Source organism: Streptococcus oralis subsp. oralis (genome assembly GCF_002096435.1).
GTDB classification, from domain to species: domain Bacteria; phylum Bacillota; class Bacilli; order Lactobacillales; family Streptococcaceae; genus Streptococcus; species Streptococcus oralis_AA.
Window position 1 is genome coordinate 14046 of sequence record NZ_NCUI01000020.1, and the last position, 19198, is coordinate 33243.

The window sequence follows — 19198 nt, forward strand, 5'->3', positions numbered from 1 at the left end:
CACTTTACGGCCAGATGAGATCTTTGATCACCTATCAAAAAATTAAACAACTTTCGGATGTTTTTTACCTTTTCTTGATCGAGTGTCCGCTCTTCAATAACTTCATCAATGGAATATACTTTTATAGTCATACTAAAACCTCATTATTAGTGATGTTTTAATTATACCAAAAACCCCAACAAATTGCCGAGGTTTATAGTTTATTTCACCAACTTCTTCATCTCATCAATACGTGCTACGGTCGCATCGTACTTAGCTTGGTAGTCGGCTTGTTTGTCGCGTTCTTTTTGGACAACTTCTGGTTTGGCATTGGCTACGAAGCGTTCGTTAGAGAGCTTCTTACCTACCATATCCAGTTCTTTTTGCCATTTAGTCAGTTCCTTGTCGAGACGAGCCAGTTCTTCTTCGACATTGAGGAGGTCTGCCAGTGGCAGGTAAATTTCTGCTCCTGTGATGACGCTTGACATCGCGAGTTCTGGTGCAGGGATGTTTGAAGCAATTTCCAAGTGTTCTGGATTTGTGAAGCGTTTGATGTAGTTCACATTGCTGTTAAAGAAGGCTTCCAAGTCGCTATCGCTTGTCTTAACAAGGATGGTGATTGGCTTGCTTGGGGCAACGTTTACTTCGGCACGCGCATTACGAACGGCACGGATCAAGTCTTTGAGGCTTTCGACACCTGTATGAGCCACAAGGTCTTCGAAGGCAGGGTTGACAGTTGGGTATTCTGCTGTAACGATAGAGCCTTCTGAGATTTGTCCAAAGATCTCCTCTGTCACAAATGGCATGATTGGGTGAAGGAGACGAAGAATCTTGTCCAAAGTGTAAAGGAGAACAGAACGTGTGATGACTTTCTCTTCTTCGTTGTCGCTATAAAGGACTTCCTTGGTCAATTCAACATACCAGTCCGCAAACTCATCCCAGATGAAGTTGTAGAGGATGTGCCCAGCTACACCAAACTCAAACTTGTCAAAGTTGGCAGTAGCTTTTCCAATGGTTTCATTAAGGTTGTGGAGAATCCAGCGGTCTGTAACATTGCCAGCTTCCTTATTAACAACTTTTTCGACGTTGGCAGTAGCTTGCTCAAGGGTCAAACCTTCATTGTTCATAAGGATATAGCGAGAGATGTTCCAAATCTTGTTAATGAAGTTCCATGAAGCATCCATTTTCTCATAAGAGAAGCGGACGTCTTGTCCTGGGGCAGAACCGTTTGAAAGGAACCAACGAAGTGCATCGGCACCGTATTTCTCGATAACATCCATCGGATCAATCCCGTTTCCGAGAGATTTAGACATTTTACGTCCTTGCTCATCACGAATGAGACCGTGGATAAGAACGTTTTGGAATGGTTGACGGCCAGTGAATTCCAAGGATTGGAAGATCATACGAGACACCCAGAAGAAGATGATGTCGTAACCTGTTACCAAAGTTGAAGTTGGGAAGTAACGTTTGAAGTCTTCTGAATCAACATCAGGCCAGCCCATGGTTGAGAATGGCCAAAGGGCAGAACTAAACCAAGTATCCAGGACGTCTTCGTCCTGAGTCCATCCGTCGCCTTCTGGAGCTTCTTCGCCGACGTACATTTCACCTTCAGCATTGTACCAAGCAGGGATTTGGTGGCCCCACCAGAGCTGACGAGAAATTACCCAGTCGTGGACATTTTCCATCCATTGGAGGAAGGTATCATTGAAACGCGGCGGGTAGAATTCAACCTTGTCTTCTGTATCTTGGTTGGCAATAGCATTTTTCGCCAATTGATCCATCTTGACGAACCATTGAGTTGACAAGCGTGGTTCCACCACAACACCTGTACGCTCTGAGTGACCAACACTGTGGACACGTTTTTCGATTTTTACAAGGGCACCGATTTCTTCCAACTTGGCAACGACTGCCTTACGAGCTTCAAAACGGTCCATGCCTGCAAATTCAAAGGCCAAATCATTCATAGTTCCGTCGTCGTTCATGACGTTGACTTGTGGCAAGTTATGACGTTGACCAACCAAGAAGTCGTTTGGATCATGGGCAGGCGTGATTTTTACAACACCAGTACCAAACTCAGGATCGGCATGTTCATCCCCAACGATTGGGATTAATTTATTAGCGATTGGAAGGATGACGTTTTTACCAATCAAGTCCTTGTAGCGTGGGTCTTCTGGATTTACCGCAACGGCTACGTCTCCAAACATAGTTTCAGGACGAGTTGTCGCTACTTCAAGGGCGCGTGAACCGTCTTCCAGCATGTAGTCCATGTGGTAGAAGGCACCTTCGACATCCTTGTGGATAACTTCGATATCAGAAAGGGCTGTGCGAGCAGCTGGGTCCCAGTTGATGATAAACTCACCACGGTAGATCCAGCCTTTCTTGTAAAGGTCCACGAAGACCTTGCGAACGGCTTTTGACAGACCTTCATCAAGAGTGAAACGCTCACGAGAGTAGTCTACAGAGAGACCCATCTTACCCCATTGTTCCTTGATAGTAGTGGCATATTCGTCTTTCCATTCCCAGACCTTATCGAGGAATTTTTCACGACCGAGGTCATAACGGGTAATGCCCTCACCACGCAAGCGCTCCTCAACCTTAGCTTGAGTGGCAATACCCGCATGGTCCATACCTGGAAGCCAAAGCGTATCAAAGCCTTGCATGCGTTTTTGACGGATGATGATATCTTGCAAGGTTGTGTCCCAAGCGTGACCAAGGTGAAGTTTACCTGTAACGTTTGGTGGTGGAATGACGATTGAATAAGGCTTAGCCTTTTGATCGCCTGAAGGCTTGAAAACATCAGCGTCAAGCCATTTTTGGTAACGACCAGCCTCAACCTCGGCTGGATTGTATTTAGGTGAAAGTTCTTTAGACATGTGTTTGTCCTTTCTATAAATATAATCTAATTAAAATATCTATTTGAAGCCTCTATATAATATCTCCGTATTAAATATACAATTAATTTACTTAGCCCATAAGCAACAGCTATAGAAATTAGCAACATAGCAGATGAAACCAAAACTCCTGATGCAAAATTTGAAGACGATTGGCTATCAAATAAAGAGATAAGAAAAATTTTCAATTCATTTATTTGTTCTATTTTTTCATTTTTTATTAATTGTTTCGTTGATATAGAGGATATTATGTTAAATATAAACAATGTATTAAAACTCATCATTTGTAGCCAGTAAAGATGTTTTTTCATAAAAGGGGTAGGAGATTTTGAATAACCTTTTGGTATTATGCTATTCACTTCTCCTATAAAAGTTGGCAAAAGCATGGGTAAAAACCATGTTAAAATGCCAATTAAATCACTTTCAATCTGATCTAAAAGAATCAAAAAAATCGACAACAAACCAATCAAAGCCCAATTCGATAAGACTTTTTCTTTATCTTCTCCGCCTCTATCAATCCCTTCGCAAACAATTGTCCAAAAATAAACAGTAAAAGACATAAGCATTAAGTAAACCAAGGCTCTACTATCATTAAGAGAGCTGATTCGAAAAAACATAGATATGTATAAGCATATCGACATAATTGATATACCATATGCTTTAACATTCGAATTCCAAAATACTCTTCCTGATTGTTTGTGAATTCCATTTTGTTTTTTATAAAACCAAACTGATAAATATCCTCGAAAGGCAGGCAACAATATGAGTAATGCAGACATAGATAAAATAATAAAAATCCATTCTATGGTATCATAGGTTATTGGTAACTCATTTAAAAAATTATCAATCGTATTCTTATTATCTCGTATAATATATTTCAAAAAATAACATAGAAGAACAAAAAAAGTATCAAATAGATTGAAGACTACAAGTGCACTCCTACTTCTTTGAAGATAAGTTTTAAAACCTGTAAATCTTTGTTCAAATATTAAAACATAGGTTATAAGCAAGAATAACTGGCAAAAAATAGAAACAATTAGTAAATTTTTGAAATATATAGCTAATATAGTGGCTATAATGATTAATAATATGAACACAGCCCAATAAACTATTTTAGACTTCAAATTAATTGGCAATTTATTTAACCTAATGCCATACCCTAATATTAGGATCCCTATCAAGCCTTCTATTATCCAAATCGGAGATACAGGTAAATAATTATTTGGAACTAAAGATATAAAAAAAACAATAGGTACTAAAAGCAATAAAGAAATTAATAATAAGATTGGAACTAAAGCTATGAAATATGAAAGTATTTTTTTCATTTCTTTTCACTCCCCCACTCACTCCTCAGCAAGCCATATATCAGACTGTCACAGCGGTTGCCTTGGGCATCCTTGCGGTCTCTTATGCGGGCTTCTAAGATGAAGCCAAGTTTCTCTGCAACTCGTTGACTTTGGACATTGTAGCCAAAACAAGTCAGTTCAATCTTGTGAAGACCAAGTTCTTTAAAAGCTAGGTCAATCAAGGCACGCGCTGCTTCTGGAACATAACCTAGACCCCAATAGTCTGGATGTAAGATATAGCCAATCTCCAAGACATCATCCTCGTGACGACGAGGGAAATCAACAGAGCCGATGACCTTATCGGTTCCTTTAACGACAATCCCGTATCCCGCTGGTAGATTTTCCTTTTCATTACGCTCAGGAAGGATATGCTCCAGATAATAAATCTCATCTTCCAAGGTCTTGACGGGAGGAAAGCCTGCTGGGTAGGAAACTTCTGGCCTACTGGCATAGTCAAAGATATCCACAACATCAGCTACGGTACGGACTCGTAAAACAAGCCGTTCGGTTTCTAAACGTTCTGGCAACTCTGCTCTTGTCATCCTTCTACCTCGCTTTCTACAAAAAAATCGTCCCTGCCATCTACATGACAGGGACGAATATGCTTATCCGCGGTACCACCCAATTTCGGGCAAGGCCCGCATCTTTGTTTATTTCAATTTTTCATCCATCAGCAACCAGTTTTGACACATTTGTGGACTTCTCAGCTCCGCCACTTTCTGTAAAATGTGGGATTCAAAACACCTCTGATGGCTTTATTGTAGCAAGTTTTTCTCGGAAATGCAAGGGGCAAGAAAGATTACTTGAAGCTAATTCCGTGCTCTTTTAATTTCTTAATGGTAGCTGGGCCGATTCCTTTCAAGGCAAGGAGTTCTTTTTCAGTCCAATTTTTAAAGTCAGCAGCCGACTTGATGCCTTCATCATAGAAAGTCTTAGCACGGTCTACTGAGAGACCACCCAAAGTAGCTGCGAAATCTTCAACTGAATTGGCTACTTTTTGAGCTTGTTCCTTAGTCGCTTCTACTGCTTGTTCCACTTTTTTAGAGACAACTTTTCCTGCTTCGCTGGCAGATTTTTCTGCGTGTTTCACAACTTTCTTGGTCTCTTCGACAACTTTGGTCACCGTACTTGAAAAGGCACCTGAACGACGAAGGCTATTTCGCAATTGTTTTTTACGTTGGAGTTTCTTTGACATGATAAAATCCTTTCAATAAAAAATCCCTGCTCTGACAAGGATTTAATAAAGATATTCTATCAAGATTTTGGCAAAAAATCAAGAAAGTATCTGTATTTTAATAGTTTCTCTCACCAAACAAGCCTTCTGGCAAGTCATGGAATCCCTTGCCTGCCTTGAAATTTTCAAACTTACCAAGCAAGAACTGGTAGGCATCCAAACGGCTCTCGTAGCGAATCATGGCATCTTTGGCACGCTCGTCTTGGTCTTCTTCGTAGACTTTTTGACTTTCCTTGTGCGCCATGTCGTTGATCATGATCTGGGTATTGACCCAGGCTTCAAATTCCTTCATAAATTCTTGTTCGTAACTCATTGATTCTCCTTATTCTAATCCACGGAAATAGTCCGTATCAATCTCACGGTAGGGCTGAATATCCTGAACATACTCTAGCACGCCTTGAAATTCTCCGTTCTCATCGTGTACCGCAGCATAGGTGATGTGGACAAACTTGCCTCGCGACTCAGACTTGAACCACATTTCATACTTGTCCTTGACCCCTTCACGAAGACCTTTCATAACAGCCTTCACCTTGTCTAGGTACTTAGGCGGATGACAGAGTTCAACATTGCGCCCGACTTGGGACGGCGTCCGTTTGAAAATCATCTCATCAGCTGGCGTATTATCATTGTAATACTGAAAAATATCGTCTTTATTGACAAAGGTAATCTCCATAGGGAGGTGATTGAGGATGAGATTGGCCTGCTCGACGGAGAGATAACCATTGCCAAAAGCCTGTTGACTATGACGGTCCAGCACCGCTTCCTTTTCCTTAGGGGTAAAAGTAATGGTGAACTGTCCTTCTGGCGTATCGATAACTTGCTGAACTTGACCTTCAGCCGTATCTAGTGGCACAGGCTCCTCTGCGCTCTTTTCCTCAACGAAACTCTGACGTTCTGGCACCCATTTCTCTGACGGACGGATAATGGCATAGCCGTAGGCATCGCTCTCCTCCGCAATCTGAATCCAGTCATCCTGAGTGAAGGACTCAAGGAGAATCATGAGAAGGATGGACTCTTCCTTGAAAATCATACTTTCAAACTCTGTCGCAAAAGCTTCAAAGGCCTCCTTTACAGTGGAAATCGCCACTTCTGGTAGTGCCTTAGCCGTCGCTAGAGCTGTCTGAAAGAGTTCTCTGATCTGATCATCCACTCCCCACATAACTTTTGGAGGTGAATCGTGTCCATAGCGCTCCATGATGGGGAAAAAGAGCTCTTCCTTACGCTGGTAGTGGACATCAAATTGCCCCAAAAGTCCCATTTGACGGACCAAGCCCTTGCGCATCTCTGCCAGCATTTCCTCGTCTTCCATAGACTCATAGGTATCTAACAATCTCCGAATGCGAATCAAGGCAGCGCGGAGAGCCAGATTTTCATCCTTGAAGACCCGAACGGGGTGGCCAGGGTGTTCAGTATCCTCCACTTCGACGCCCTTAACAGCGTTTTTAAAAAGGTTGGCATGGACATCACAGAGTTCCATGACATCTTCAAAGGTGACACCTGAGTCTGAGTTCATCAGCTCGTGCTCCATGAGGGAAATCTCGATGGCTGACACACCTGTAAAGGTCGCATCAAAACGCTCCTGAACTGACTCAGGAGAGGCACCGTTGTGCAATTCTAACAAAATATCCCGTAGGATATGAATCCGTTCATCTGCCATTAGTCTAATCCAATCACTTCATAGCCGTTCGCTTCTAGCGTGCGGACAATCTTGTCCATAGGCGTTCCTTCAAGTTTAGAACCCTGCTTCAGCGATACTTTGCGACCGACTGTATTGCGCATCAAGGGATTAGCAAGTGGTTTAAAACCCAGCTCCACTAGGATTTCCAAAACTTCTGGATGCTTGTCCACTACTTCTGCAACGGGAATTGACACATCGATGATATTGTCCATGACGACCTCCATGTATGTTCTAATACTCAATGAAAATCAAAGAGCAAACTAGGAAGCTAGCCGCAGGTTTCTCAAAACAGTGTTTTGAGGTTGTGGATAGAACTGACGAAGTCAGTAACCATACCTACGGCAAGGTGAAGCTGACGTGGTTTGAAGAGATTTTCGAAGAGTATAAAATGATTTTACTGCTTATATTATACCATATGGGGAGAGATTAAAAAACTAGCAGAAGAGTTCCTGCTAGTTTCTTTCATTTCAAGTTATTCCTTATCCTCTGGTTTTGCGAGCCACTGGGCTACATCCATCAGCTTGTCAGCAAGCAGTACTTTCCCGAAACCTACTAGAGCATTGTCGTCTTTTTTCATGTTCTTCAGAACTTTGACGCTTTGCATCACAAAAAAGTAATTCCCGTAAGTCTTGGCTAGAATTTTAATGAATCCCATATTACTCTCCTTCGATGATTTCTACCTCTTTTCGGATAGTATCAACGTCTCTTTGATATTGCACTTCATTGTAGTTGACTAGCTTGGACAATTCCCGTTGCAATCTTTCTCCCATCGGTTTCATGGTCGCAAAGGTTAAGCCCCCAGAAATGACTCCACCTAGGATAGGAATCACTTTCCCCATCCCTTTGGCTAGGCCTCCTTTTGTCAGATTGACTCCAAAAATTTTCAAAACTTTTTCTAAAATTGGATACCAAAGAGTTTTTGTCAAGGCTTTCTTGTTCACTACTTTTATGACTTGCTTGGCTACTGTCACACCGCCTGATCGAAGCAGGGCACCTGCGCCATTTACTCCCAGCATCACACCGAGATATAGTAGGAGTGTGTTTTTAGCTTCCTCGCTTAACTCATTGCGCGATGCCCAAAGATCATCAAATCCGTAAATATAGCCTAGTTCTTGAGCTAATTTCAATGAAAAAGCATAAAACTGGGCTACGTCTGTCGGGATAGTGATCGCCATGGCAAGGCCTCCAGGTAGACCAGCCAAAACCGAAGTTCCACTGGCTAACAGGACATTATCCTTAATACAGGCCTTGGCCACTCTATCCAAGCTTTCCTGAGGCAACAAAGAAGTCGGCCCTTGTTCTAATAAGGTTGCAATATCCTTGCGATCTAATTCCTTAGAAAACTTTTCCACCAAAAATTTCTCTCGATCAACTTTGACTACGGGTAATTTCACCACTTGTTGCAGTACTTGCATAGCTATATCTTGTTTAGCCATATATCTCTCCGTTTTTCATTTATATCAAGCTTTATCATATCATACTATTTGAAATATACAAATTTTTTAAACCGATTTTTATCAGATAGATACATTATCAGATAGCAATTATCAAACTCTGACAACAAAAAAGAGGGTATCCCCTCCTTCTTAGTTCTTATCCAGATTGCGTAGCATCTCGTCAATCTTGTTTCCATATTCAATGGACTCATCTTTGACGAAGGTTAAATCTGGGATTTTGTACAATTTCAAATTGCGACCAAGTTCACGTTTGATGGTACCAGTTGCTTTTTCAAGCCCGATTTGAGCTTTTTGGTTATCCGAAGCAAGGTTACTCAAAATGGTGTAGTAAACCTTGGCAACAGACAAGTCACCCAGCATCTGAACATCTGTAATGGTCACACCTTGGACACGCGGATCACGGACTTTCTTTTGCAAAATCTCATTGACTTCGCGCTTGATTTCCATGCCCACACGATCCGTACGGAAATGATTTGCCATGATATTCCTTTCTCTACTTTGAACCAAAAGCTAGGCCAGCAGACCTAGCTATTTTTATTAGATAGAGGAACTAGAGCCATTTGAATCTAGGAAACAAGCCTTAGATAGAACTAAGGGTTCATCAAGGCGCTGTTGACGACGAGTCAAATCGGCTATCGTTTCTCTATTAACGTTTGATTTCTTCCATGACATAGGCCTCAATCACATCATCAGTCTTGATATCATTGTAGCCATCAATCATGAGACCACCTTCACGACCGTTTGTAACTTCTTTGACGTCGTCTTTGTAGTGTTTCAAACTTGCGAGTTCGCCGTCATAGATAACGACACCGTCACGGATAACACGGACTTTAGAGTCACGGGTAACTTTACCGTTGATAACCATAAATCCACCGATGGTTCCCACTTTAGATACCTTGAAGGTTTCACGGATAACTGCTTCACCGATAACTTTTTCTTCGAATTCTGGGTCAAGCATCCCTTTCATAGCTTCTTCCATCTCTTCGATAACCTTATAGATAATGCTGTGGAGACGGATTTCTACATCGTCAGCTTCGGCTTGTTGACGCGCTTGTGGTGTAGGGCGTACGTTGAAACCAACGATAAAGGCATTTGAAGCTTCCGCAAGAGTCACGTCAGATTCGTTGATAGCACCGACTGCCGAGTGGACAATGGTAACTTTGACACCTTCCACATCGATCTTTTGAAGGGAGGCAGAAAGGGCTTCAACAGAACCTTGTACGTCGGCCTTGATGATGACATTGACTGACTTGAGCTCACCAGCCTTAAGCGTATCAAAGAGGTTTTCAAGGCTGACACGTTGGGTAGCTTGACGTTGTTTCATGAGGGCACGTTTTGCACGCTCTTCACCGGCTGCACGCGCAGATTTTTCATCCTCGTAAACGGCAAAGTGGTCACCCGCCATTGGCGCTTCGTTCAAACCTGTGATAGAAACTGGTGTTGATGGTCCAGCAACCTTGACACGACGACCAAGGTCATTTGTCATAGCACGGACACGACCGAAGGTATTTCCGACAACGATAGGGTCTTGGACATTCAAGGTACCTTGTTGGACAAGAAGGGTTGCGACCGCACCTTTCCCTTTATCCAAACGAGCTTCGATAACTGTACCGATCGCACGCACTGTTGGGTCTGCCTTGAGTTCTTGGATTTCAGCTACAAGAAGGACTGTTTCCAACAATTCTTCGATATTTTGGTTGAATTTAGCTGAGATTTCAACAAATTCAGAATCTCCACCCCAAGCTGTTGACATAACACCATGCTCTGCCAATTCACCGATAACACGTTCTGGATTGGCACCTGGTTTATCAATCTTGTTGATAGCTACGATGATTGGAACGTTGGCCGCTTTTGAGTGGTTGATGGCTTCGATAGTCTGAGGCATAACCCCGTCGTCGGCTGCTACGACCAAGATGGTAATATCGGTAACAGATGCACCACGCGCACGCATAGAGGTAAAGGCCGCGTGTCCTGGTGTATCAAGGAAGGTAATCTTCTTGCCATTTTCCACGATTTGGTAGGCACCGATATGCTGGGTGATACCACCTGCTTCTCCTGTAGCGACACGAGAATTACGTAGGGTATCCAAAAGGGTTGTTTTACCATGGTCAACGTGTCCCATGATGGTTACAACTGGTGGACGCTCAACCAATTCATCTTCGTTAAGATAGCCATCTTCGACAAAGAAACGTTCGATGTCGGCATTATCCACTTCAACCTTTTGTTTGGCTTCGATACCGTAATCCACCATGAGGAGTTCGATGGTTTCTCCATCTAAGGATTGGTTTTGTGTGGCCATCACACCCATCATAAAGAGTTTCTTAACGATTTCAGCTGGTTCACGTTTAATACGTTTTGCGATTTCCGCAACAGTCATACCATCTGTATACTCAAATTCTGTTGGCAATTCGTGGAACTTACGCTCTGTAACAGGTTTTGGAGTCTGGTTACGGTTGTTTTGCTTGTTCCCTTTTTTATTTTTCTTGTTGTTATTCCAGTTACTATTTCTTTGATTTCTCACTTGATTCTGACTACTTCGATTCTTTTGTTGTTTTCTAGGACCATCTTCTTCGTGATCATAATCGTCACGTTCTTTGTCTGGTCGAGCTTGTTTTTTACGACGTGTATCCACTGGCGCTTCTTTCGCTACAGAAGCTACTGTTACGACTGGCTGCGTTTGTTCAGCTAGCTTAGCAGCTTCTTCAAAGATTTCCTCTGGTTCCTTGCGTTTATTAGCTTGAGCCAAGGCTTCTTTGGCTGCTTGCGATTGTTTGAAGCGCTCCTCGCTTGAGCGTGCGTACTCTGCATTTTGCTCTGCTTTTAGGGCTGCTGCACGGGCTTTAAAGTCAACACGTGGACCAGCTTGTTTTGGCTGGAAGTCTTGTTGCTGACGGCGATCATTGCCACGATTCCCTTGACCTTGTGGTTTTTTCCCTTGGTCGTTAAATCGGCGATTGTCGCGGTTCCCTTGAGCAGGTTTACCACCATTACGGCCGTCATTTTTCTGACGGTTGCCGTTTTGTTGTTGGTCACGGTTGTTGCCCTTGTTTTGTTTGCGTCGCTCTGCCTGCTCTTTGGCACGCGCCTCACGCTCCGCCTTGAAGTTTCGACTCTGTGGTCTTGCGGCCACTACTTTTTCTTCCTTAGGAGCTGCAGGTGTAGCTGATTTGCTTTCTTCCTTTGCGGCAGCTGGTTTAGATGATGCAGGTTTTTCAGCTTTCTTTTCTACACTTGCTTTTGGTGCTACAGGTTTTGCTTCTGCCTTAGGAGCAGGTGCAGGTTTAAAGCTAGCTGCGATTTGCTCAGCAGCAGCAGCTTCCACGCTCGATGAGTGGCTTTTCACATCCAAGCCCAACTCTTTTGCACGCGCTACAACTTCTTTACTTTCTTTTCCAAGTTCTTTTGCGATTTCGTACAATCTTTTCTTAGACAAATCATGTCCTCCTCTTCTATTCCATAAGAGACCTCATTTTCTTTGTAAATCCAGCATCTGTCACAGCCAAAACCTTTCGCGATTTTCCGACTGCTATGCTTAATTCCAGTGTTGAAAACACGGTTATAACTTCTACTTGATAATAGTCACTTTTATCTTGAATCTTCTTGGTCAGATTGGGACCAGCATCCTGTGCTAGAAAGACTAGCTTGGCTTTCTGGTCTTGGATGGCCTTGACCACCAATTCCTCACCTGATATGATCCGGCCTGCTCGTTGAGCAAGTCCCAAGAGATTACTTATCTTTTGCTTATTCAAGTCCTAACTCTCTTCTTTTCACTTTGTGATCCACATAGGCGATCAACTCGTCATAAAAGCTTTCTTCCACTTCCATGTTAAAGCTGCGGTTAAAGACTTTTTTCTTTTTGGCCTCTAGGGCTTCTGCATTGTCTAGCTTGATATAAGCGCCACGGCCATTGGCCTTGCCTGTCGGATCGATAAAGACCTGTCCTTCTTTGTTCTTGACAATGCGGAGCAAATCACGCTTATCAATCACTTCGTTGGATACAACAGACTTGCGCAAAGGGATTTTTCTTGTTTTCATCTTTCCCTCCTCTAGCAGCTTTTATTCTTCGATCAATTCGTCCGCAGCTGCGTAATCCACTTGACCTGCTTCTTCCATAGCTTCAAACTCACTTGCAGACTTGATATCGATACGGTAACCCGTCAAATGAGCTGCCAAGCGAACGTTTTGTCCACGACGACCGATAGCTAGAGAAAGTTTGTTATCAGGTACAACGACCAAGGCACGTTTGCTGTCATTTTCATCAAAGATAACTTGGTCAACCTCTGCCGGTGCGATGGCATTGTAGATAAATTCAGCTGGATCTGCTACCCACTCGATAACGTCGATGTTTTCTTCGACAGGAATCATGCGGTCGCTCTTAGCATCGTAACGAGCTGGGTGGAATTTGCTGGTGATTTTCTTAATATTGGCACCACCACGTCCAACGATTGTACCAATAGCGTCCACGTTTGGATTGTGGCTACGAACGGCAACTTTCGTACGGTCACCAGCTTCACGGGCTACGCTCATAATTTCAACAGTTCCATCATACACTTCTGGAATTTCTTGCTCCATCAAACGTTTGATCATTTCTGGATGGCTACGGCTAACAAAGACGTTTACGCCACGAGGGTTGTCTTCAACCTTGTAAACGTAGACTTCGATACGGTCATGGGAAGCAAAGACTTCTCCAGGGATTTGGTCTTGTTTTGATAATTGGGCTTCAATGCTACCAAGGTTGACATAGATAAAGCGGTTGTCAAATCGTTCTACTGTACCAGACATGATTTCTTGTTCATGTTCTTTATAAGTATTGTAAGTGATGGCACGTGTTTGCTTGCGCATTTTTTCCATGATGGTTTGTTTGGCAGATTGGGCTGCTACACGACCAAACTCAGCAGGTGCTTCTTCAAATTTGATTTTGTCACCAAGCTCATAGGCTGAATTAATGGCAAGGGCATCTTTCAAGCTGATTTCCAAACGGCTATCAAATACTTCATCAACAACTTCACGGACAGTATAAACTGTAAAGTCTCCTGTTTTTTCATTGAAGTCAATAGCTACGCTGTCAGATTGACCATAGCGTCTGCGATAAGCGGAACGAAGCGACTCTACTACTGCGTCGATGATGTCTTCTTTTTTGATTCCCTTGTCTTCTTCCAAAATGCGGAAGGCCTCTAGCATTTCTTTACTCATGTTCTCTTTACTTTTGAATCCTCAAAAGCTATCCTTTCTTTTCTATAGTTTTACTGCTAAACGTGCTTTTGATACTAAACTGTATGGAATTTGGACGGTTTTCTTACGTGTCTTGTCCATATACTCCATAGTCAACTCGTCCTCTTCAAAGGACAGCAAGGTTCCTTCAAAGACTTTTTGCTTATCGATGGCCTGGTAGAGCCCGACATGAATGTATTTCCCAACCGCTCCAGCGACAGCATCCTTGGTTTTCAAAGGACGTTCCAAGCCTGGACTGGTGATTTCTAGGAAATATTGTTCTGGGAAGGGATCGGGCTTGATGGTGTCTAGAACAGGACTGATGATTTCTGTCAAGTCTGCCGTGTCGTTCAAGGTAATTCCTTCGGGTTTATCTACAAAAATACTGAGAATCATGTCACTGCCAATCTTTCCATACTCGATATCCACGAGCTCGAAAGGTGCTTGGATGACAGGTTCTACAACTTCTCTGACTAATTCTACGATTGTTGCGATTGTGTCCACCTCCTCATAAGCAAGAGGCGAAGATATTTCCCCGCCTCTCTTTCTCATATTCTTACTATCAGTATAGCACGTTTGTCAATTTATGTAAAGCATTAGCACTCAAACGGCTGGTTTTCAAGCTATTTCTTAAAATTCTGCCTCAACTCGGTAGATCACTTGACCCTTGCTGGAGAATTTTTGCTCATACTCTGTCATGACATTGCCTTCAAAATCACTGGCATGCAAGTCTAGCCAGACGCCATTGAGCTTCATCCCATACTGAGAAAAACTCACCAAGCTGTACTCAAACAAGCCACGATTATCTGTCTTGAAATGGATTTCCCCATTCTCAGGCAAGATACGCTTGAAGGTGTCCAAGAAACTCTTGTAGGTCAGACGGCGTTTTTCATGACGTTTTTTAGGCCAAGGATCTGAAAAGTTTAGGTAGAGACGATCAATCTCACCGTCTTCAAAGTAGTCCGTCAAATCTGAACCATCTACCCACAACAACTTAATATTGGGCACTCCAACTTCAAGAACCTTGTCCAAGGCATAACTCAATACCGACTTTTGGATATCAATCCCGATGTAGTTGATGTCAGGATTTTGCTTGGCCATTCCTGATACGAAGGCCCCTTTCCCACTTCCAACTTCAACATGAATAGGATGATCATTTCCAAACAAGTCTCGCCATTTCCCTTTTGCTTCTAAGGGATTGAGGACCACATACTGGGGGTTAGCCTCTAGTAATTCTGTCGCCCCTTTACGATTTCTAACTCTCATCTCTTCTTTCCATACTTGTCACGGAAGACGCGCAAGGCGTAAATCTCCCGGTTTACATTGTCTAAATCTTGATTTTCACAGTATTTGGCAATCTGGTTCAAATAAGAATACTGACCATACCAATACAATTTATCTAACACTGTCTGATTGTACTTATAGCCGTAGTCTCTCAACCATTGGCGCCACTGATGATCCGGAATGTAGTGGCATAGCAAATGCGCCACATCAAACATACGATCCGTCAGACGAACCGAGTCCCAATCCACTAGATAAACGAGTCCACTCTCTGTTTCAATCCAATTACTATGACGAAGATCCCCATGCACAATCGTTGCATGGTCTTCCCTAAAACCTGGAACCGTCTTACCTAGTTCCGCAATCACACTGTTCAAATAGTGGTTCTGCTTCAAGATTTCTGGAACTCCTTGCTGCCAAGAACGTAGCAAATCAACTGGTGTTTCCATGGTGTATCCCAAACGGCTCAACTGCTTCATCAAAGGACGCGAGCGGTGAAGGCGGTTCAAGATATTGATAATCTGCTTGCGATTCATATCGTAAGGGGTCAAGATTTTGCCCGTCAGCCATTCCTGAGCACACATATCACGGCCATCTGGCAAACGACGAGTCCATAGTAATTGAGGAGCGATTTGTTCTCTGGCTAGGCCAGGTAGGATTGGAGAGGTGTTCATTTTTACAAAGACGCGCTTCCCATCAGGGTAGCTTCCCATATAAGCTTTGCCACTCTTCCCAGGGATAGGGGTCAGCGTTAGCTCATTATCACCCAAGTCCATTTCTTTCCTCCGTATAAAGTTTCCTTACTATTCTACTAGTTTTTGGTCTATTCGTCAACCAATCTTTTTAGTTGGTAAGGCAAATAAAACAATTGTAGGAAAAGACTAGCTCCTACAAGAGCCAACAAGGCTATTTTCTCTTGAAAAACCACTGCTCCGACCAGCAATTCCAGCAAAAGAACTGCACTTCCCACACCAAGCACAATCTGTTTCAATCCCTTCTCTTTCTCCCCTTTTTCTAGTGGAAATAGCTGGGTCAAGTATTGGTAATCAAAGGCATGATAGAGGGCCAGTAACTGAAAGAGCAAGAGGTAATTAAATAGAACCACCACTGCCGTCGCGATCCAAGCTTGTTCGATAAAGACTAGAGCTAACAAGGATAGGAGCAAGAGGCGCAAACTGAGGGCAAACAAATCTCCATTTCGCAGATAAGAGCGGAGATAAAGATTTTGCCAAATCTTGCTCGGCACTTTCTGAACTGCTTTAAGGATAAAATCCAGATAAGCGCGACGTTTGACACTATTTGAAACACCCTTGACCTGAGTAAAGAGAGCAAAGAAACGAAGCAAGACTTGCTTGCGCTTGCTTTCTTGGGCAATGACATAGTCCCAGTCCAGCCCAGTTTCAGTGAAAAATTTGCTGGCTTTTTGACGAAAGAGCAGGTATTTCCCAGCTCCCAATAAAAGCACGTAGATGAAAAAAACTGGCAAGCCATAGCCCATGGCTAAAAATAAGGGCGCAAATAAAAGCAAGAAAAGGGTTTGGACAAAGAGCCAAAAGACCAGTGAGCGCACCGTCTGCCCTTTGAGGTGAGACTTAACCTCCTCTTCACTGACTAAGAGAAAGAGCTTGTCAGGCCCTTCCATGTAGGTTGCGATTCCTCCCCAAGCCAAAAGTAAGACAGATACAATCCCTAAAAACAAGAGGATAGGCCAATGATTTTCAGGAAAATGTTGCAAGAGTTGACTGTACTGGTAAGCTAGAAAACCGATGAGAACTAGCAGGAACAAGACAAAGTGATCATTGAGGACATAGCGCAAATAACCAACACACTCCTTACGAAAAGCCTGCTTTCGCTTTAAAAACAAGTCTTTCATAGCTCCTCCTCTTTGGTCAGAGCCAAGTAAATATCATTCAAACTCGCTTCAGGCATGTCAAAGGCTTCGCGGAGTTGCTGGAGATTCCCCTGAGCTCGTACCTCCCCCTTGTGGAGAATGACAAAGGCATCACACATCTTCTCCGCCGAATCCAGCACGTGGGTACTCATGAGAATGGACTTGCCTTTTTGCTTTTCCGCTTCTAGAAGCTGAATCAAGTCAGAAATAGCCAGCGGATCGAGCCCAAGAAAAGGCTCATCAACGATAAAGAGGCTCGGATCCACCACAAAGGCACAGATAATCATGACCTTCTGCTTCATTCCTTTGGAAAAATGCACTGGGAACCAGTCTAATTTTTGATCCAAACGAAACATTTTTAACAAAGGTTCCACACGATCAAAAGCTATATTCTGCTCAATACCATAGGCCATGGCAACCGTCTCGATATGCTCTCTAAGAGTCAACTCCTCATACAGACTAGGCGTTTCTGGGATATAGCCAATCTGTTTGCGATAGCTAGTCGCATCTTCTCGCAGGGTCAAACCATTAATCTTGATTTCCCCACTGTAAGGCGTCAAAAGACCGATAATCTCATTGATAGTCGTTGATTTCCCAGCACCGTTGAGACCAATCAAACCGACCAACTGCCCACTTTCAACTGTAAAGGACACATCTTTCAAGACAGGAACGTGAACATAGCCTCCTGTCAGGTTTTTAATTTCTAACATATTTTCTCCGAATCTGGTATAATGTAGCTATATTATATCAAAATTCAATACAGTAGAGGTGGATTTTATGTCAGATTGCATTTTTTGTAAGATCATCGCAGGGGAGATTCCTGCTTCAAAAGTATACGAGGATGAGCAGGTTCTTGCCTTTCTTGATATCTCTCAAGTAACGCCTGGACACACCTTGGTCGTACCAAAAGAGCACTACCGCAATCTCTTGGAGATGGATGCTGCGAGTGCCAGCCAACTCTTTGCCCAAGTGCCAACAGTGGCTCAAAAAGTCATGCAGGCTACCAAGGCTGTCGGCATGAATATCATTGCCAACTGCGAGGAAGTCGCTGGTCAAACGGTCTTTCATACCCACGTGCACCTCGTACCTCGCTACAGTGCAGAAGATGACCTCAAGATTGACTTTATAGCCCACGAACCTGACTTTGACAATCTTGCCCAAGTCGCTGAAACCATTAAAAACGCTTAAGGAGATGCCATGAAACTATCCAATCTATTGCTATTCGCAGGAGCTGCAGCTGGAAGTTATTTTGTCGTGAAAAATCGCCAAGCCATTCAGGATGAAGTGCTAGATACAACTGACCGCGTCCAAGCTATCAAGGATGATTTGGATATCATCCAAAACAGCCTACAAATCATCGACCAACAAAAAAACCTTATCAAGGAATACCAAAAAGATTTAACCTACAAATTCAAAGTTTTAGAAAAAGATTTCCAAACCAGAATGGCGGTTCTCCAAGAAGAAAAACAAGAATAAGAAAGCCTCCAACTTTCCTTAAATCCATTTTGGGTTACTAGATTCGAACAGAAAAGGGAGGGAATGAAAATGAAACAGTTTGTAAAAGTTCTAGCGAAGGTCATCGCGATCCCTTGCGGCTGCCTCTGCCTGCTTGCAGCCCTAGCATTTCTACTACTAATCAATCTTTTCAAAGCGTCACCAAGTGACATCCGAAAAGGGAATGACGACTTAAAACAAATCTTTACCTCCCTTGACATGCCTCCTAAGAAAGTAGAATCAAATGGAAGGTATCAATTTGAGGGTGGAGGCTTACATTTTTATGTTACTTTCTCTGATGATGTCATCAATAGCCACCCCGTCCTAAAAGAAAGTCCAAAACTCACCAAAAACCGACTCGAAGTCTATGTCCTCCAGACAGGAGAGATTTCCTACTATAAAGTAGGGGATAACTTGTTCAATCATGGTTTATTTCAGTTTTTAGAGAAGGAGGGCGAGAAGTATTTCCAAGAAAAAGGAAAGAAATTTAACCCTAATTACTCACTTCTCTTTTGGAATAATCAGGAAAGTTTTAAAAAGGGAATCGCATTCTATGAAAAAGCTTTGACCTTAGTAGATATTCAGGATAATTCGGCGATTAAGCGCATTGATACCGTCACCGTTAAGCCTGGAAAGGAAGAGGAATTCAAGCAACTCATTCAGGAGATGGATACTGCTGGCTTGCTCACTCAAAAGTATAAATAGTAGACTAATTGGAGAGTGATTGCTCGATGCT

Annotated in this window: 23 protein-coding genes; 3 read left to right on the forward strand and 20 right to left on the reverse strand. The window is 42.9% G+C overall.

Annotated features, from left to right (window positions below; genetic code table 11):
* Positions 1-200 precede the first annotated feature (200 nt).
* The 20 genes from B7723_RS00495 to B7723_RS00590 all read right to left on the reverse strand — a co-directional run bounded on the left by B7723_RS00495 (position 201) and on the right by B7723_RS00590 (position 17678).
* Complete coding sequence (locus tag B7723_RS00495) at positions 201-2852, reverse strand: valine--tRNA ligase (protein ID WP_084848910.1); 2652 nt, start codon at positions 2850-2852, stop codon at positions 201-203.
* Between the two features lie 26 nt (positions 2853-2878).
* Positions 2879-4195: an ABC transporter permease gene (locus tag B7723_RS00500; RefSeq protein ID WP_084848909.1), complete on the reverse strand. Its 1317-nt coding sequence runs from the start codon at positions 4193-4195 to the stop codon at positions 2879-2881.
* A complete protein-coding gene (locus B7723_RS00505; RefSeq protein ID WP_084848908.1) occupies positions 4192-4758 on the reverse strand; it encodes a GNAT family N-acetyltransferase in 567 nt (188 codons plus the stop codon). The genes B7723_RS00500 and B7723_RS00505 overlap by 4 nt, the downstream gene beginning before the upstream one ends.
* Before the next feature lie 257 nt (positions 4759-5015).
* Positions 5016-5411 carry a helix-hairpin-helix domain-containing protein gene (locus B7723_RS00510; protein WP_000038699.1) on the reverse strand — a complete coding sequence of 132 codons (396 nt, stop codon included), beginning with the start codon at positions 5409-5411 and terminating at the stop codon, positions 5016-5018.
* Positions 5412-5508: 97 nt separating this feature from the next.
* The gene (locus tag B7723_RS00515; protein ID WP_000119707.1) at positions 5509-5763 is read right to left on the reverse strand and encodes a DUF1912 family protein; all 255 of its coding nucleotides are present in this window, start codon (positions 5761-5763) and stop codon (positions 5509-5511) included.
* Positions 5764-5772: 9 nt separating this feature from the next.
* A complete protein-coding gene (locus B7723_RS00520; RefSeq protein ID WP_084848907.1) occupies positions 5773-7107 on the reverse strand; it encodes a DUF438 domain-containing protein in 1335 nt (444 codons plus the stop codon).
* Positions 7107-7340 (reverse strand): DUF1858 domain-containing protein, encoded by a 234-nt coding sequence (locus B7723_RS00525; RefSeq protein ID WP_000368739.1) that lies wholly within the window; start codon positions 7338-7340, stop codon positions 7107-7109. The genes B7723_RS00520 and B7723_RS00525 overlap by 1 nt, the downstream gene beginning before the upstream one ends.
* A 260-nt stretch (positions 7341-7600) precedes the next feature.
* Complete coding sequence (locus B7723_RS00535; RefSeq protein ID WP_000505782.1) at positions 7601-7783, reverse strand: hypothetical protein; 183 nt, start codon at positions 7781-7783, stop codon at positions 7601-7603.
* A gap of 1 nt (position 7784) precedes the next feature.
* Positions 7785-8564 (reverse strand): hypothetical protein, encoded by a 780-nt coding sequence (locus tag B7723_RS00540; RefSeq protein WP_084848905.1) that lies wholly within the window; start codon positions 8562-8564, stop codon positions 7785-7787.
* 150 nt (positions 8565-8714) lie between these two features.
* Positions 8715-9065, reverse strand: coding sequence for a 30S ribosome-binding factor RbfA (gene rbfA, locus B7723_RS00545; protein ID WP_001273601.1), 351 nt, complete (start codon positions 9063-9065; stop codon positions 8715-8717).
* 57 nt (positions 9066-9122) lie between these two features.
* Positions 9123-9257 (reverse strand): hypothetical protein, encoded by a 135-nt coding sequence (locus tag B7723_RS10710; protein ID WP_275655553.1) that lies wholly within the window; start codon positions 9255-9257, stop codon positions 9123-9125.
* Positions 9232-12018, reverse strand: coding sequence for a translation initiation factor IF-2 (gene infB, locus B7723_RS00550; RefSeq protein WP_084848904.1), 2787 nt, complete (start codon positions 12016-12018; stop codon positions 9232-9234). Before infB ends, B7723_RS10710 begins: the two co-directional genes overlap by 26 nt.
* A gap of 16 nt (positions 12019-12034) precedes the next feature.
* Positions 12035-12334, reverse strand: a complete 300-nt coding sequence (locus B7723_RS00555) for a YlxQ-related RNA-binding protein (protein WP_001041399.1) — start codon at positions 12332-12334, stop codon at positions 12035-12037.
* Positions 12327-12620, reverse strand: coding sequence for an RNase P modulator RnpM (rnpM, locus tag B7723_RS00560; protein WP_000857560.1), 294 nt, complete (start codon positions 12618-12620; stop codon positions 12327-12329). Before rnpM ends, B7723_RS00555 begins: the two co-directional genes overlap by 8 nt.
* Positions 12621-12641: 21 nt before the next feature.
* Positions 12642-13778, reverse strand: coding sequence for a transcription termination factor NusA (gene nusA, locus B7723_RS00565; RefSeq protein WP_000032277.1), 1137 nt, complete (start codon positions 13776-13778; stop codon positions 12642-12644).
* A gap of 42 nt (positions 13779-13820) precedes the next feature.
* On the reverse strand, positions 13821-14300 hold the full coding sequence (gene rimP / locus B7723_RS00570) for a ribosome maturation factor RimP (RefSeq protein WP_084848903.1): 480 nt from the start codon (positions 14298-14300) through the stop codon (positions 13821-13823).
* 126 nt (positions 14301-14426) lie between these two features.
* Positions 14427-15062 carry a tRNA (guanosine(46)-N7)-methyltransferase TrmB gene (gene trmB / locus B7723_RS00575; RefSeq protein ID WP_001266088.1) on the reverse strand — a complete coding sequence of 212 codons (636 nt, stop codon included), beginning with the start codon at positions 15060-15062 and terminating at the stop codon, positions 14427-14429.
* Positions 15059-15853: a cell cycle regulator CcrZ gene (gene ccrZ / locus B7723_RS00580; RefSeq protein WP_000363019.1), complete on the reverse strand. Its 795-nt coding sequence runs from the start codon at positions 15851-15853 to the stop codon at positions 15059-15061. Before ccrZ ends, trmB begins: the two co-directional genes overlap by 4 nt.
* A gap of 47 nt (positions 15854-15900) precedes the next feature.
* The gene (locus B7723_RS00585) at positions 15901-16950 is read right to left on the reverse strand and encodes an ABC transporter permease (protein WP_084848902.1); all 1050 of its coding nucleotides are present in this window, start codon (positions 16948-16950) and stop codon (positions 15901-15903) included.
* The gene (locus B7723_RS00590; protein WP_084848901.1) at positions 16947-17678 is read right to left on the reverse strand and encodes an ABC transporter ATP-binding protein; all 732 of its coding nucleotides are present in this window, start codon (positions 17676-17678) and stop codon (positions 16947-16949) included. Before B7723_RS00590 ends, B7723_RS00585 begins: the two co-directional genes overlap by 4 nt.
* 67 nt (positions 17679-17745) lie before the next feature.
* Between B7723_RS00590 and B7723_RS00595 the strand changes: the two genes are divergently transcribed.
* From B7723_RS00595 to B7723_RS00605, 3 genes are all read left to right on the forward strand, one after another.
* Positions 17746-18156, forward strand: a complete 411-nt coding sequence (locus B7723_RS00595; RefSeq protein ID WP_084848900.1) for an HIT family protein — start codon at positions 17746-17748, stop codon at positions 18154-18156.
* A gap of 9 nt (positions 18157-18165) precedes the next feature.
* The gene (locus tag B7723_RS00600) at positions 18166-18444 is read left to right on the forward strand and encodes a hypothetical protein (protein WP_084848899.1); all 279 of its coding nucleotides are present in this window, start codon (positions 18166-18168) and stop codon (positions 18442-18444) included.
* A 69-nt stretch (positions 18445-18513) separates the two neighbouring features.
* Positions 18514-19167: a hypothetical protein gene (locus B7723_RS00605; RefSeq protein WP_000808877.1), complete on the forward strand. Its 654-nt coding sequence runs from the start codon at positions 18514-18516 to the stop codon at positions 19165-19167.
* Positions 19168-19198: the final 31 nt, after the last annotated feature.

Excerpts from the sequence above, each read along its gene's own strand:
- B7723_RS00495 (WP_084848910.1), bottom strand. The coding sequence starts at position 2,852 with ATGTCTAAAGAACTTTCACCTAAATACAATCCAGCCGAGGTTGAGGCT.
- B7723_RS00500 (WP_084848909.1), bottom strand. The coding sequence starts at position 4,195 with ATGAAAAAAATACTTTCATATTTCATAGCTTTAGTTCCAATCTTATTA.
- B7723_RS00505 (WP_084848908.1), bottom strand. The coding sequence starts at position 4,758 with ATGACAAGAGCAGAGTTGCCAGAACGTTTAGAAACCGAACGGCTTGTT.
- B7723_RS00510 (WP_000038699.1), bottom strand. The coding sequence starts at position 5,411 with ATGTCAAAGAAACTCCAACGTAAAAAACAATTGCGAAATAGCCTTCGT.
- B7723_RS00515 (WP_000119707.1), bottom strand. The coding sequence starts at position 5,763 with ATGAGTTACGAACAAGAATTTATGAAGGAATTTGAAGCCTGGGTCAAT.
- B7723_RS00520 (WP_084848907.1), bottom strand. The coding sequence starts at position 7,107 with ATGGCAGATGAACGGATTCATATCCTACGGGATATTTTGTTAGAATTG.
- B7723_RS00525 (WP_000368739.1), bottom strand. The coding sequence starts at position 7,340 with ATGGACAATATCATCGATGTGTCAATTCCCGTTGCAGAAGTAGTGGAC.
- B7723_RS00535 (WP_000505782.1), bottom strand. The coding sequence starts at position 7,783 with ATGGGATTCATTAAAATTCTAGCCAAGACTTACGGGAATTACTTTTTT.
- B7723_RS00540 (WP_084848905.1), bottom strand. The coding sequence starts at position 8,564 with ATGGCTAAACAAGATATAGCTATGCAAGTACTGCAACAAGTGGTGAAA.
- rbfA (WP_001273601.1), bottom strand. The coding sequence starts at position 9,065 with ATGGCAAATCATTTCCGTACGGATCGTGTGGGCATGGAAATCAAGCGC.
- B7723_RS10710 (WP_275655553.1), bottom strand. The coding sequence starts at position 9,257 with ATGTCATGGAAGAAATCAAACGTTAATAGAGAAACGATAGCCGATTTG.
- rnpM (WP_000857560.1), bottom strand. The coding sequence starts at position 12,620 with ATGAAAACAAGAAAAATCCCTTTGCGCAAGTCTGTTGTATCCAACGAA.
- nusA (WP_000032277.1), bottom strand. The coding sequence starts at position 13,778 with ATGAGTAAAGAAATGCTAGAGGCCTTCCGCATTTTGGAAGAAGACAAG.
- trmB (WP_001266088.1), bottom strand. The coding sequence starts at position 15,062 with ATGAGAGTTAGAAATCGTAAAGGGGCGACAGAATTACTAGAGGCTAAC.
- ccrZ (WP_000363019.1), bottom strand. The coding sequence starts at position 15,853 with ATGGACTTGGGTGATAATGAGCTAACGCTGACCCCTATCCCTGGGAAG.
- B7723_RS00585 (WP_084848902.1), bottom strand. The coding sequence starts at position 16,950 with ATGAAAGACTTGTTTTTAAAGCGAAAGCAGGCTTTTCGTAAGGAGTGT.
- B7723_RS00590 (WP_084848901.1), bottom strand. The coding sequence starts at position 17,678 with ATGTTAGAAATTAAAAACCTGACAGGAGGCTATGTTCACGTTCCTGTC.
- B7723_RS00595 (WP_084848900.1), top strand. The coding sequence starts at position 17,746 with ATGTCAGATTGCATTTTTTGTAAGATCATCGCAGGGGAGATTCCTGCT.
- B7723_RS00600 (WP_084848899.1), top strand. The coding sequence starts at position 18,166 with ATGAAACTATCCAATCTATTGCTATTCGCAGGAGCTGCAGCTGGAAGT.
- B7723_RS00605 (WP_000808877.1), top strand. The coding sequence starts at position 18,514 with ATGAAACAGTTTGTAAAAGTTCTAGCGAAGGTCATCGCGATCCCTTGC.